Genomic DNA, 13,272 nt, shown 5'->3' on the forward strand with positions numbered 1-13,272 from the left:
GGTCCGGGGCAGAGCACCGGCAGTTGGCCCGGCTCCGGCCTAGGCATCACGACTCCGCCACGTCAAGCGCACTGATACCGACGGCCCCACTCACCTCCCCCGCCCCCCGACTGGTCAGCCGCAACCGCAACGCCCTCCCCCGCACCGCGTCGAACGTAATGACCGTGGGATCACCGGACCCTCCACCCCAGTCGACATCAACATCCTCCACCACGACGTACGCCTCACCGTCCCCCACCGCCACCTCAACCGCCCCCGGCAAGGAATGCGTACCGTCAACCGTGAAGCCGACCTCAACACGCCCCACCCACCGCTCCTCCGCCCACTCCACCGAAACCCAGTCCTCAGGACGCGCCCCGTTGAACGCGGGCAGCAACGCGGTGGCCGCCTTGTCGAACGCATTGGACCACTGGGTACCCGGGTCACCATCGAGCATCGCAGCGGGCAGCGTCTTCGTGCCGCCCGAGTAACTCGCGTCGGCCCGCGGGTACTTGACGGCCCCCGGCCCCGGGTCGGGCACGAAGGGCTCGGCCGGAGTGACCCGCTCCCCCGCCGGACCGGCGACACGCAGCGTCACCCTCCCCGTCCGCAGCCCATCCGCACGCGCCGTGACGGTGAGGCCGCCGGGCTCGACCCCGGCACGCACGATCGCGAGCGCGAGCCCGTGGAACGTGGTGCGCGTACTTGCCTGGTAACGCTCCGCGGACTCCTGCTGCCCGTTGTCGACACCCGCCAAGTGCCCACCCTTCACGTCGAATTCGACGATCCGCGCGGCATCGGGGACGACGATCCCCTTCGCGTCGACGACCTCCGCCGTGACGAAGGCGAGGGCCCGCCCGTCCGCCGCGACCGCCTTCCGGTCCGCCGTCAGCCGCACGGCATGCGGCGCGCCCGCCGTCCGGAGCACATCCGTCGCCACCGTCTTCCCGCCACGCCGCGCGACCGCCTTCAGCTCACCGGCCGCGAAGGGCACCTTCCACGTCAGGTGCAGCTTGCCCGCGCTGCCGTTCGGCGAGGTGTAACTACCGGGGTAGGGACCGGAGGTGACGGTCTTGTCATCATGGGTGGCCTCCGTGGTCTCCAGATACGGACGCCCGTCGACGGTCTTCTTCTGGTCGAAGGAACGCACGCCCAGGGAACGCCCGTTGAGGTACAGCTCGACCTCCGCCACGTTCGCGTACGCCCACACCTCCACCTCCTGCCCGTCCTCGTACGTCGTCCAGTCCATCGGCAGCAGATGCACCATCGGCTCGTCGGCCCACTGGCTGCGGAAGAGGTGGTACATGTCCTTCGGGAACCCGGCCGTGTCGACCGCGCCGAAGAACGAGGCCTTCACCGGGAACACGTCGTACGGGGTGGGTTCGCCGATGTAGTCGATGCCCGACCACAGGAATTCGCCGGCGAAGAACCGCCGGTCACGGTCCTTCTTCAAGCCGTACTCGCCACTCATGGTCCAGGAGGCGAGGTTGTTGTCGTACGAGGAGGTGGCACGCTTGCCCGGTGTGTGATTCTCGCCGGTATTGAGGTGCTGCGGCTCCTGGTACGTACCGCGGCTCGATGTCTCGGACGAGGACTCGGACTCGAAGAGGAACAGGTGCGGGTAGCGCTTGTGCAGCGCGTCGACGGAGGCCGCGGTGTTGTAGTTGAGGCCGAGCCCGTCGAGCCCCGCGACGATCTTGTCGGCGGGTGAGCCGGCGGCGGGCAGCGAGCGGTACTTGTCGGAGCCGATGACGATCGGGCGTGTGCCGTCGAGTTCCTTGACGTCGGCGATGAGGCGCTCCGCGATGGCGATGCCCTGCGTCTGGGTGGAGTCGGGGATCTCGTTGCCGATGGACCACATGAGGACGGCCGGGGAGTTGCGCGCGGCACGCACCATCTCGGCGATGTCGGCGTCGGAGTGCTCGTCGAAGAAGCGCCCGTAGTCGTAGGTGTTCTTGCCGGTGCGCCAGCAGTCGAAGGCCTCGACCAGCATGATCAGACCGAGGTCCTCGCAGGCCTCGATGACCTCGGGCGCGGGCGGATTGTGCGAGGTGCGCAGCGCGTTGACGCCCATGGACTTCATGATGGTCAACTGGCGGCGTACGGCGTCGGGTTGTACGGCGGCGCCGAGCGCGCCGAGGTCGTGGTGCAGGTCGACGCCCTTGATCTTCGTGTGCGTGCCGTTGAGCGAGAGACCATCCTCGGGGTCGAAGGTGGCGTGCCGCAGGCCGAAGCGGGTGCGGTAGGTGTCGACGGTGCGGCCGTCGACACGCAGGTCGGTGACGAGCGTGTAGCGGTTCCCCGGAGTCTCGATGGACCACAACTCCGGTTTGTCGATGCGGAGTTGGACGTGATCCGTCTTGCCGTCCTTGCCGACTCCCGCGAGGGGCGACTCGGTGCGCGCCACGCGGCGGCCCTTCGCGTCGCGGACCGTGGAGAGGACCGTCACGTCGCGCACGGCGCCGGAGGTGTTGGCGACGGTCGTACGCACGTCGACGGTCGCGTAGCCCTTCTTCAGGGTGTCCGCGAGATCGGGCGTGGTGACGAACGTGCCCCACCGCTGCACGTGCACCGGCTCGGTGACGACGAGCCGGGCCCTGCGGTAGATGCCGCTGCCCGAGTACCAGCGGCTGCTGGGCACCCGGTTGCGGACCAGCACGGCGAGCAGGTTGGGGGTGGCGCCGTCGATGTGCAGCAGGTCGGTGATGTCGTGGGCGAACCCGGTGTAGCCGTAGGGGTGGCTGCCGACGGACTTCCCGTTCACGTACACGCGGGAGTCCATGTAGACGCCGTCGAACTCGACGGAGATCCGCTTGCCCGCGTACGCCTTCGGCACCGTGAACGTCTTGCGGTACCAGCCGAGCCCGCCGGGCAGGAAGCCCGTGCCGCTCGTCGTGTTGTGCTCAACCGTGGGGGTCTGCTCGATGGACCAGTCGTGCGGGACCGCGACCTTCCGCCACTTCCCGTCGTCATAGTCGGGGCGCTCGGCGTCGGCGTACGCGCCGGTCGGGTCGGTGATGCCGTCCGGGCTGACCAGCGCGAAGCGCCAGCCGTCGGCGAGCTCCACGGTGTGGCGGCCGACGCTCCCGGCGCGGCCCTCGGCGGCGCGGGCCGGGGGCGCGACGAGCGCCCCCACGACGGGCGCGGCCGCACTCGCGGCCAGGACGGATCTACGGCTGACGGATCTACGACTAACAGACATGCGGAAATCCCCTCGAAGCCAACATGACTCGCCACAAGCGAACGTGAGTCAACAGATTCTTGTGGAGTCGTGTGGGGATTAGTCAAGGCTCTTACAGAACAAGCTGGTTGGCGACCAAGGTTGGCGACGCGCCTCACGTGTCGCCGATCGTCGGATACGGGAACTTCACCCCCGTGCCACCGTCCACGACGAGCGTCTGACCGGTCACGTACGCCGCGAGCGGTGAGGCCAGGAAGAGGAGAGCGGCGGCGATGTCGGCGGGCTGGGCGACGCGGCCGAGCGGGGCGTTCGCCGCGTTGGCCGCGCGGCCCTCCTCACCGAGCAGGCCCGCGACGCGCGGCGTCCACACGACGCCGGGCGCCACCGCGTTGACCCGCACCCCGCGCGGCCCGTACTCGACGGCGGCCGTGCGCACCAGGGACATCAGGCCCGCCTTGGCGGCCCCGTACGCGCCGTGCAGCGGCGCCGCCGTGAGCCCGGACACGGACGCCACGAACACCAGCGGCCCGCCGCCCGCCGCCGCCACCGCCGCTCCCCCGTACTGAACGGCGAGCCAGGCGTGCCGCAGGACCAGGTCGAAGTGCCACTGCCACGCGTCGTCGTCGAGCGCGTCCAGGGCCTCGTAGCGGGCCATGCCGACGATGTCGACGACGCCGCCGACCGGGCCCAACTCCCCTTGCGCGTAAGCGAAAAGGCCCTCCACATCCTGCCGCCGCGTCACGTCCGCCGTATACGGGACGCCACCGACCTGCTCCGCGACCGCCTCCGCCCGCCCCTTGTCGACGTCCACGCACAGCACGCGCGCGCCCGCGGAGGTGAGCGCGTGGGCGGTCTGCCGTCCGATGCCGTTGCCCGCGCCGAGCAGGACGAAGGTGCGGCCGTCGACGCGGTGCAGGGCGGCATAGTCGGGGACGGGGGTGTCGTCGAGGTCCATGGGCGAGCTCCTCCGTCAGCCGGTCCGGTGGGCGCGCGCCGGGCGCGGGAGCGCCATGCGCGGGGTGACGATGCGGGAGTTCTGACGAAGTGTCAATACTGGCGGGGGCCGCACGGCGGCTGCCCGTGCCCGTACCCGTGCCCCGGAATGTCCGGACTCCGGTTAGCGTTGTCCGCGAAGACGGACAACCTGGTGGAAGGCGGCACACCGTGCACGGCGAGTACAAGATCCCTGGCGGCAAGCTCGTCGTCGTCGACGTGGACGTGGCGGACGGCGTGCTGCGCCAGGTCCGGGTGGCGGGCGACTTCTTCCTCGAACCGGACGACGCGCTCCTCGCGATCAACGCCGCACTCGAAGGCGCCCCGGCCGACGCCGACACCGCCGCCCTGGCCACGCGGATCGACGCGGCGCTGCCGGCCGGCACGGTGATGCTCGGCCTCACCACGGAGGGTGTCGCCACGGCGGTGCGCCGCGCGCTCGCCCAGGCCACGGACTGGCGGGACTACGACTGGCAGCTCGTCCACGACGCGCCCCAGTCCCCCGTCCTGCACATGGCGCTCGACGAGGTGATGGTGGAGCAGGTCGCACTCGGCAAGCGCCCGCCGACACTGCGGGTGTGGGAGTGGGACCGCCCCGCCGTGATCATCGGCAGCTTCCAGTCGCTGCGCAACGAGGTGGACCAGGAGGGCGTCGCACGCCACGGGGTGACGGTGGTCCGCCGGGTCTCGGGCGGCGGCGCGATGTTCGCGGAGCCGAAGTCCACGATCACGTACTCCCTCGCGGTGCCGGAGTCACTGGTCTCAGGACTCTCCTTCCAGGACTCCTACGCCTACCTCGACGACTGGGTGCTCGGCGCACTCGCCGACATGGGCATCAAGGCCTGGTACCAGCCGCTCAACGACATCGCCACGGACGTCGGCAAGGTCGCGGGCGCCGCGCAGAAGCGGGTCGCGGCCGGGCAGGGCGCGGTGCTGCACCACGTGACGATGTCGTACGACATCGACGCCGACAAGATGGTCGACGTGCTGCGCATCGGCAAGGAGAAGCTGTCCGACAAGGGCACGAAGAGCGCCAAGAAGCGCGTCGACCCGCTGCGCCGCCAGACCGGCCTGCCCCGCGAGGACGTCATCTCCCGCATGATCGACTCGTTCCGGAGCCGGTACGGGCTGACCGACGGCAAGGTGACCGACGAGGAACTGGCCCGCGCCCAGGACCTCGTCCGCACCAAGTTCGGCACGGACGAGTGGACGGCGCGGGTCCCGTAGACCTCCGGCGGCCGTTCGGACAGTGGCCCGGTCGCTAGACGGTGGCCTGGTCACTGTCGCGGAATTCGCCCCACCCGTGCCAACGCTCGACCTCCATGACCGCCGTGAACCGGGCGCGGTCCCGCTCCGGGTAGGGGCCGCCCGCGTAATGGGTCGAGATCCGGTCGATGTCGGCGAGACCCTTGTCCTCGCGGATCTCGACGGCCCGGCCGATGAGGGTGATGTGGGTGTACCAACTGTCCTTGTCGAGGACGGTGAGGGTGACCCGCGGGTCACGGCGCAGGTGCCCGAGGCGGACCCGCCCCTCGTCCATGTTGAGCAGCACGCGACCGTCCTCCCAGAGGTACCAGGTCGCCGCGGAGACGGGCGCGCCGTCCGAGCGGAGTGTGGCGACGGTGGCCGGGTTCGCCCGCTCGAGCATGGCGACGGCTTCGGCGGACAGCGGTGGCTTGGACACGGTTCCTCCTGTTACGTCGGGGTGTACGCGCTCGACCTTAGTGGGCCACATCAAGCCCCTGCGGCGATTGAGTAGGCCTTTCCAGCCCCGCCGGCGTTTGAGGCGCGGGGCCCGGGGCGGAGCCCCGTGACCGGGGGGGGGAGCGCGGTCGAGCGCAACAGGTCCGGTCTACAGCAACCGCAGAAGCGCCGCCAACGCCGGATTGTCATTCGCCTTGCGCCACACCAGGTGCAACTCGACAGGCGTCGCATCCGAAAGTTCCAGCGGCCGGAACGCGATCCCGGGAAACCGCATCTGCGCCGCCGACTCGGGCACGAAGGCGATTCCCCACCCGGCATGAACCATGGCAAGCAGACTGTGCACCTGACTGAGGTACTGCGTGAACCGCGGCCGCACACGCGCCTCACGGAAGATGCTGACCAGCAGCTCGTGGAAGTAGCGCGCCTCGATCGGCGAGTACATGAGAACGTCCTGGTCGTCGAACTCGCCCATCGGCAGCGGCCCTTCACCTTCCGCCAGCGGATGCCCACTCGGCACCGCGGCGAGCAGCCCCTCGCGGCTGGTCGACCGGGTCTCCAGGTCGGCGCCCGTACTGGAGGGGCGGATCATGCCGAGGTCGAGCGACCCCTCGGTGAGCGCCTCGAGCTGGTCCCGTGTCACCTTCTCCCGCAGCACGATCTCCGTCCCGGGCATGGAGGACCGCGCCACGTCCAGCAACGGCCCGAGCGCGGAGTACGCACTCGCCGCGGTGAACCCGACGGCGATCGCCCCCGCCTCACCCGTCGACACCTGCCTCGCGGCGAGCGTCGCCGCCTCGGCCTGCCGCAGGATCGTGCGCGCCTCGTTGAGGAAGGCACGGCCCGCCGGAGTGAGCCGGACGGTGCGGTTGGTGCGGTCGAGGAGCTGCACGTCCAGCTCGTGCTCGAGGAGCTGGATCTGCCGGCTGAGCGGGGGCTGTGTCATCCGCAGCCGTTCGGCGGCCCGCGTGAAGTGCAGTTCCTCGGCGACGGCCACGAAGCTCGACAGCTGCGCAAGCGTGAACAACGATGCCCTCCAGGTATTGGATCATCCAAAAACTATGTTTGACGTGGATTAATCGCCGACCTTAGCGTCAAGAGGAACCAACGGCTCACACCCCCAGGGATTCGCAGTGGTGACCAGCACGTCCACAGCCAGTTCAGCCGCCTCCCGCCAGGGCGAGGCGACCCTCGACACCATCGCCTGGATCAAGCTCTCCTCCGTCACACTGCCCCTCGCGACGCCGATCAGTGACGCCAAGGTGCTCACCGGCCGGCAGAAGCCGATGACCGAGGTCGCCTTCCTGTTCGCGGAGATCGAGACCACCGGGGGCCACTCCGGCATCGGATTCGGCTACTCCAAGCGCGCCGGCGGCCCCGCCCAGTTCGCACACGCCAAGGAGATCGCCGACAACCTGATCGGCGAGGACCCCAGCGACATCGGCCGCCTCTGGACGAAGCTGGTGTGGGCCGGCGCCTCCGTCGGCCGTAGCGGCGTCGCCACGCAGGCCATCGCCGCGCTCGACATCGCCCTGTGGGACCTCAAGGCCAAGCGCGCGAACCTGCCGCTGGCCAAGCTGCTCGGCGCCCACCGCGATTCGGTGCAGACCTACAACACCTCCGGCGGCTTCCTGCACACGCCGACCGAGCAGGTCCTCGACAACGCCACCGCCTCCCTGGCCAGCGGCATCGGCGGCATCAAGATCAAGGTCGGCAACCCGGACCGCAAGGCGGACCTCGCCCGCCTGACCGCCGTACGCGAACACATCGGCGACGACGTGCCGTTGATGGTCGACGCCAACCAGCAGTGGGACCGGCCGACCGCGCAGCGCATGGGCCGGGCCATGGAGGAGTTCGACCTCGTCTGGATCGAGGAGCCGCTCGACGCCTACGACGCGCAGGGCCACGCCGCGCTCGCCGCCTCCCTCGACACCCCCGTCGCCACCGGCGAGATGCTCGCCTCCGTCGCCGAACACGTCGAGCTGATCAAGGCGAACGCCTGCGACATCATCCAGCCCGACGCCCCGCGCATCGGCGGCATCACCCAGTTCCTCAAGCTGGCCACCCTCGCCGAGCACCACAACCTGCAACTCGCCCCGCACTTCGCGATGGAGATCCACCTCCACCTCGCGGCGGCCTACCCGATCGAGCCGTGGGTGGAGCACTTCGACTGGCTGGAACCACTGTTCAACGAGCGCCTGGAGACCCGCGACGGCCGCATGCACGTCTCCTCCCGACCGGGCCTCGGCATCACCCTGACCGAACAGGCTCGCGCCTGGACGGTCGCGACGCACGAAGTGGGCGCACGCCCCTAGGGTTTCTCCCCACTCTCTCTGGCGCGGGCCCCGCTGACGGACAGCGCGGGGTCCGCGCCAGAGTCATGTCCGGATCACCACTCCATACCCACTAGGTATCACTGGATGCAAAAACAGTGTTGGACGCGCATGAGTGACGCCTCGTAATGTCGCACTCACACCCCCTCTTCACCGCCCTCCACCACCTAGCAGGAGTAGCCCCAGCCATGTCGCCCTTCACCCCGTCAGAGCTCGGCGCCCGCATCGGATCGGGCCTGCTCTCCTTCCCGGTCACCCACTTCACGGCCGATGACCTCGCGTTCGACGAGGCCGCCTACCGCACCAACATCGAGCGCCTGTCGAAGTACGAGGTCGGCGGGCTGTTCGCCGCGGGCGGCACCGGCGAGTTCTTCTCGCTGACCGCCGCGGAGACGGAGCAGGTGGTGACCGCGGCCGTGCAGGCGGCGCCCGACGGCACCCCGATCCTCGCCCCCGCCGGGTACGGCACGCGCACCGCCATCGAGTACGCGCAGGCGGCCGAACGCGCAGGCGCCGACGGCCTGTTGCTCTTCCCGCCGTACCTGACGGAGGCCTCACAGGACGGTCTCGTCGCGCACGTCGAGGCGGTCTGCGCGGCCACGAACCTCGGTGTCATCGTCTACGGCCGGGCCAACGCCCAGTACGACGCGGACACCCTGGCCCGCGTCGCCGAGTCCTGCCCGAACCTGATCGGCTACAAGGACGGCGTCGGCGACATCGACGCCATGACCCGCATCTACACGAAGCTCGGCGACCGCCTCACCTACATCGGCGGCCTGCCCACCGCCGAAATGTACGCGCTGCCGTACCTCGAACTCGGCGTCACCACCTACTCGTCGGCGATCTTCAACTTCCTGCCGGAGTTCGCGCTGGACTTCTACGCGGCGATCCGCGGCCGCGACCACGCCACGGTCCTGGGGCATCTGCGCGATTTCGTGATCCCCTACACGGAGATCCGCAACCGCAAGGCGGGTTACGCGGTCAGCATCGTCAAGGCGGGCATGACAGCGACCGGCCACCCGGCGGGCCCGGTCCGCCCCCCACTCACGGACCTCACCGAGCCCGAACTCGCGGAGCTGACGACACTGCTCGCCACGGTCACCTCAAGCCCCCACGGCGCTTGAGCCATTCAAGCCCCCGCGGCACTTGAGCCATTCAAGCCCCTGCGGCGCTTGAGCAGCGGGGTCCGGGGCAGAGCCCCCGGGGCGGCGGCAGCGGCGCCGGTGTTGCGGCCGCGGGGCTCCGCCCCGGACCCCGCGCCTCAAACGCCGGCGAGGCTGGATCGCCTCAATCGCCGGCGGGGCTTGATCCGGCCCGCCCCAGATCCCGCGCCGCCTGCGCAAGCAACACCCGCATCGCGGCCTCCGCCGCATCCGCATCGCCCACCCGCACCGCATCCAGCACCGCGCGGTGACTCGGCACCGGGTCCCTGGGGTGACGCCCCGTACCGTGCACGAGCCGGTCGCGGTGGGCCAGCCCCGCCGCGATCACCAGGTCCATGCGCTCCAGCAGCTCGTTGTGGGAGGCCCGGAGCAGCGCGCCGTGGAAGGCCAGGTCCGCCTCTACCGCACGCGCCGCACTGCCCTCGGCCACCTCCCCCACCTCCCCCATCGCCGCCAGCGCAGCGTCGAGCGCATCCAGATCGTCCTGCGTACGGCGGCACGCCGCGAGCCGCACCGCGGCCGGCTCGACGATGCCGCGCACCTCGTCCAGATCGCCGAGCAGCGGATTGCCCGCGCCCCCCGCGACGCCCCCGTCCAGCGACTCGAACTGCCAGCGCAGCACATCCGCGTCGAGGAGATGCCAGTCCGCGCGGGGCCGTACAAACGTGCCGCGCTTCTGCCGGGCGTCGACCATGCCCTTCGCGGCGAGCACCTTCAAGGACTCCCGCAACGCGGTGAGGCTGACGCCCAGTTCGTCCTGGAGCGCGCCGAGGTCGAGGGTGGCCCCCTCCCCGATCCGGCCGCTCAGCACCCGGTGCGCGATGGTCTCCACGGTCTGCCCGTGCACCCCGCGGCGCGCGTACCCCGCCATGTCCTACCTGCTGTTCTCTCGACGTCTCGGCCCACCAAGTATCCTTGGGGCGGCGGGAGTTCACCCCACGTACGGCATGCGTTCACGCCGACGACTTCACCACGCTCCACCCGCCGTCGACCACCAGGCTCGCCCCGGTCACGTACGAGGCCTCGGGCGACGCGAGGAACGCGATCGCGGACGCCACCTCGTCGGGGCTGCCGAACCGGCGGGCCGCGGTCCCGGCGACGCTGGCCGCCCGCTCCTCCTCCGGCACCCGGTCCCACACCCCGGTCAGGATCGGCCCCGGCAGGACGGTGTTGACCCGCACCAACGGGCCGTAGTCCACGGCGAGTTGGCTGCTCAGGGAGAGCAGACCGCCCTTGGCCGCCGCGTACGCCGGATGGCCCGGGATGCCGTGCCTGGCGTGCACGGACGAGACCAGGACGACGGCCCCCTCCTGCTCCCGCAGGTCGTCCAGACAGGTCCGCACGCCGAGGAACGCCGCCGTGAGCCCGATGGACAGCTGACGGTTCCACGACTCGGGCGAGGTCTCGTGTGCGGGGGCGACCTCGATCTTCACCGCGTTGCTGACCAGAACCCCGACGGGGCCGAAGGCGCGCGCGGCGGTCAGCACCTCCTGCCAGGACTCCTCGCGGGCGACGTCCGCGGGCACGAGCGCGGCGCGTCCACCGCCCCGCTCGATCTCCTTGACCACCCCGGCCCCGTGCCGCTCGTCGATGTCGACGAGCACGACGGCCGCCCCCTCCGCGGCGAGCCTGCGCGCGGTCGCGGCGCCGATGCCCGCGGCGGCGCCGGTCACGATGGCGGTGCGCCCGGCGAAGCGGTCGGTGACACTCGGAACTCTCATGGGCTGCCTCCTGGCTCCGACGACTACCCCTACGGCTGCTCCGACGACTCGGAACATGATCATCAACTGTTCGGCTGTGCAGAGGGGTTGACCGCCTCACCCCCCACCTCTAGATTCCGCCACGTTAATTCCTAATTAATGGATTGAACAGACCGAGCACAACCGCCTGGCACAGCCGGCGGCTCCCACGGATCGAGTGAGGTGCGATGCTCCACTTCGGCGCCGACTACAACCCCGAGCAGTGGCCCGAGGAGGTCTGGGCCGAGGACACCCGGCTGATGAAGGAAGCCGGGGTCACCATGGTCACGGCCGGGATCTTCTCCTGGGCCAAGGTCGAACCCCGGCCCGGCGCCTACGACTTCGGCTGGTTCGACCGCGTCATGGACAACCTCGCCGACGCGGGGATCCGGGTCTGCCTGGCCACCATGACCGCGTCGCCGCCGCCGTGGCTGTCGCGCCTGCACCCGGAGGTCCTCCCGGAGACCGAGGACGGCCGGCGCAAGTGGCCCGGCGGCCGCCAGCACTACTGCCCCTCCAGCCCGGTGTACCGGGAGCACGCCACCCGCCTCGTCGAACGGCTCGCGACCCGCTACGCCGACCACCCGGCCCTGGACACCTGGCACATCGGCAACGAGTACGGCTGCCACACCCGCCAGTGCTACTGCGACGTGTCCGCCGCCGACTTCCGCCGCTGGCTGCGTGAGCGCTACGGATCCGTGGACGCGCTCAACGAGGCCTGGTCCACGGCCTTCTGGTCGCAGCGCTACGACGACTTCGCCGAGGTCCTGCCGCCGCGCCTCGCCCCCACCTTCGCCAACCCGGCCCAGCAGCTGGACTATTGGCGCTTCAGCGACGACGCGCTGCGCCAGTGTTACCTCGCCGAGCAGGCGGTGCTGCGCCGCGTCACACCGGACGTGCGGATCACCACGAACCTGATGCCGAACCACAAGCCGGTCGACGCCTTCGCCTGGTCCGAGCACATGGACGTGATGGCGCTCGACCACTACCAGGACCCGTACGAGTCGGACCCCCACCTCACCGCCGCGTACAACTTCGACCTGATGCGCTCGGCGCGCGGCGGGCAGCCCTGGCTGCTCCTGGAGCAGGCGCCCAGCGCGGTCAACTGGCGCCCGCGCAACAGCCCGAAGCAGCCGGGCCGGATGCGCCTGTGGAGCTGGCAGGCCGTCGCGCAGGGAGCCGACGCGGTCCTCTACTTCCAGTGGCGCCAGTCGCGCGGCGGAGCCGAGAAGTACCACTCGGCGATGGTTCCGCACGCCGGTACCGACACCCGCATCTTCCGCGAAGTCTCAAACCTGGGAAGAGAGTTGGCGTCGCTCCCCGAGATCGCGGGAACCCGCTCGACCGCCGACGTCGCCCTCCTCACCGACTGGAACAGCTGGTGGGCCCTGGAGCTGGACTCCCACCCCTCCACGGCACTCAACCAGTCCGAGATCAACCTCGCGCACCACCGGGCCCTGTTCGACGCGGGTGTGCCGTGCGACGTCGTCCCGCCGGACCGCGACCTCGCCGCGTACAAGCTCGTCGTCGTGCCGAACCTGTACCTGCTCAGCCAGGAGAACGCCGAGCGGCTCGCGGACTACGTAGAGGGCGGCGGGCACCTGGTCGTGTCCTTCTTCTCCGGAATCGTCGACGACTGCGACCGGGTCGAACTCGGCGGCTACCCGGCCCACTTGCGGCAACTGCTCGGTATCCGTACGGAGGAGTTCTGGCCACTGGACGTGGACCAACACCTCACGGTGGGTGGCGAGTTGAACGGTACGGCCGATCTATGGTCCGAGGCCATCGACCTGGAGGGCGCGGCCGCCGTCGCCGTCTTCAAGGACGGCGACCTCGCGGGCCGCCCCGCCATCACCCGCCACACATACGGCGAAGGCACCACCTGGTACCTCGCCACCCGCCTCGCCCCGACAGCCCTGCGCACCCTGTTGGACGGGGCCCGCGAGGCAGCCGGCGTCCACCCCGTCCTACCGAACCTCCCCGACCACGTACAGGCCACAGTGCGCGAGGGTGAGACCGGCCACTTCCTGTTCCTCCTGAACCACGGCGCGGCCGAGACAACGGTCCAGCTGCCGACACCGATGCAAGACCGCCTCACCACCGACTCGGCCCCCGCCACTCACGTCACTCTTCCGGCCCGAGGTGTAGCGGTCCTTCAGAGCTGAGCCCCGTGCATTTCAAGC

Annotated in this window: 10 protein-coding genes; 4 read left to right on the forward strand and 6 right to left on the reverse strand. The window is 70.3% G+C overall.

Annotated features, from left to right (window positions below; all coding sequences use genetic code 11):
* Positions 1-46: 46 nt before the first annotated feature.
* Together ACWD2L_RS19675 and ACWD2L_RS19680 are read right to left on the reverse strand one after the other, a co-directional pair.
* Entirely contained in the window at positions 47-3,181 is a 3,135-nt protein-coding gene (locus ACWD2L_RS19675; protein WP_351339340.1) for a sugar-binding domain-containing protein, read from the reverse strand.
* A 133-nt stretch (positions 3,182-3,314) separates the two neighbouring features.
* A complete protein-coding gene (locus ACWD2L_RS19680) occupies positions 3,315-4,115 on the reverse strand; it encodes an SDR family NAD(P)-dependent oxidoreductase (RefSeq protein ID WP_351339343.1) in 801 nt (266 codons plus the stop codon).
* A gap of 209 nt (positions 4,116-4,324) precedes the next feature.
* Here ACWD2L_RS19680 and ACWD2L_RS19685 point away from each other — a divergent pair, with 209 nt between their 5' ends.
* Positions 4,325-5,380 carry a lipoate--protein ligase family protein gene (locus ACWD2L_RS19685; protein ID WP_351339345.1) on the forward strand — a complete coding sequence of 352 codons (1,056 nt, stop codon included), beginning with the start codon at positions 4,325-4,327 and terminating at the stop codon, positions 5,378-5,380.
* Positions 5,381-5,414: 34 nt separating this feature from the next.
* Here the strand turns inward: ACWD2L_RS19685 and ACWD2L_RS19690 are convergent, their stop codons facing one another.
* Both ACWD2L_RS19690 and ACWD2L_RS19695 read right to left on the reverse strand, forming a co-directional pair.
* Positions 5,415-5,837, reverse strand: coding sequence for a PPOX class F420-dependent oxidoreductase (locus ACWD2L_RS19690; protein ID WP_351339347.1), 423 nt, complete (start codon positions 5,835-5,837; stop codon positions 5,415-5,417).
* A 168-nt stretch (positions 5,838-6,005) separates the two neighbouring features.
* Positions 6,006-6,881 carry a LysR substrate-binding domain-containing protein gene (locus ACWD2L_RS19695; RefSeq protein WP_351339349.1) on the reverse strand — a complete coding sequence of 292 codons (876 nt, stop codon included), beginning with the start codon at positions 6,879-6,881 and terminating at the stop codon, positions 6,006-6,008.
* A gap of 109 nt (positions 6,882-6,990) precedes the next feature.
* Here ACWD2L_RS19695 and ACWD2L_RS19700 point away from each other — a divergent pair, with 109 nt between their 5' ends.
* Both ACWD2L_RS19700 and kdgD read left to right on the forward strand, forming a co-directional pair.
* Complete coding sequence (locus ACWD2L_RS19700) at positions 6,991-8,169, forward strand: L-talarate/galactarate dehydratase (protein ID WP_451190318.1); 1,179 nt, start codon at positions 6,991-6,993, stop codon at positions 8,167-8,169.
* 206 nt (positions 8,170-8,375) lie between these two features.
* Positions 8,376-9,311, forward strand: a complete 936-nt coding sequence (gene kdgD, locus ACWD2L_RS19705; RefSeq protein WP_351339354.1) for a 5-dehydro-4-deoxyglucarate dehydratase — start codon at positions 8,376-8,378, stop codon at positions 9,309-9,311.
* Positions 9,312-9,474: 163 nt separating this feature from the next.
* On the opposite strand, the gene ACWD2L_RS19710 is transcribed toward kdgD, so the two are convergent.
* Both ACWD2L_RS19710 and ACWD2L_RS19715 read right to left on the reverse strand, forming a co-directional pair.
* On the reverse strand, positions 9,475-10,221 hold the full coding sequence (locus ACWD2L_RS19710; RefSeq protein WP_351339927.1) for a FadR/GntR family transcriptional regulator: 747 nt from the start codon (positions 10,219-10,221) through the stop codon (positions 9,475-9,477).
* Between the two features lie 82 nt (positions 10,222-10,303).
* Positions 10,304-11,071 (reverse strand): SDR family NAD(P)-dependent oxidoreductase, encoded by a 768-nt coding sequence (locus tag ACWD2L_RS19715; RefSeq protein WP_351339929.1) that lies wholly within the window; start codon positions 11,069-11,071, stop codon positions 10,304-10,306.
* 206 nt (positions 11,072-11,277) lie between these two features.
* Between ACWD2L_RS19715 and ACWD2L_RS19720 the strand changes: the two genes are divergently transcribed.
* Entirely contained in the window at positions 11,278-13,254 is a 1,977-nt protein-coding gene (locus ACWD2L_RS19720; RefSeq protein ID WP_351339932.1) for a beta-galactosidase, read from the forward strand.
* Positions 13,255-13,272: the final 18 nt, after the last annotated feature.

Source organism: Streptomyces sp. NPDC002754 (genome assembly GCF_053592315.1).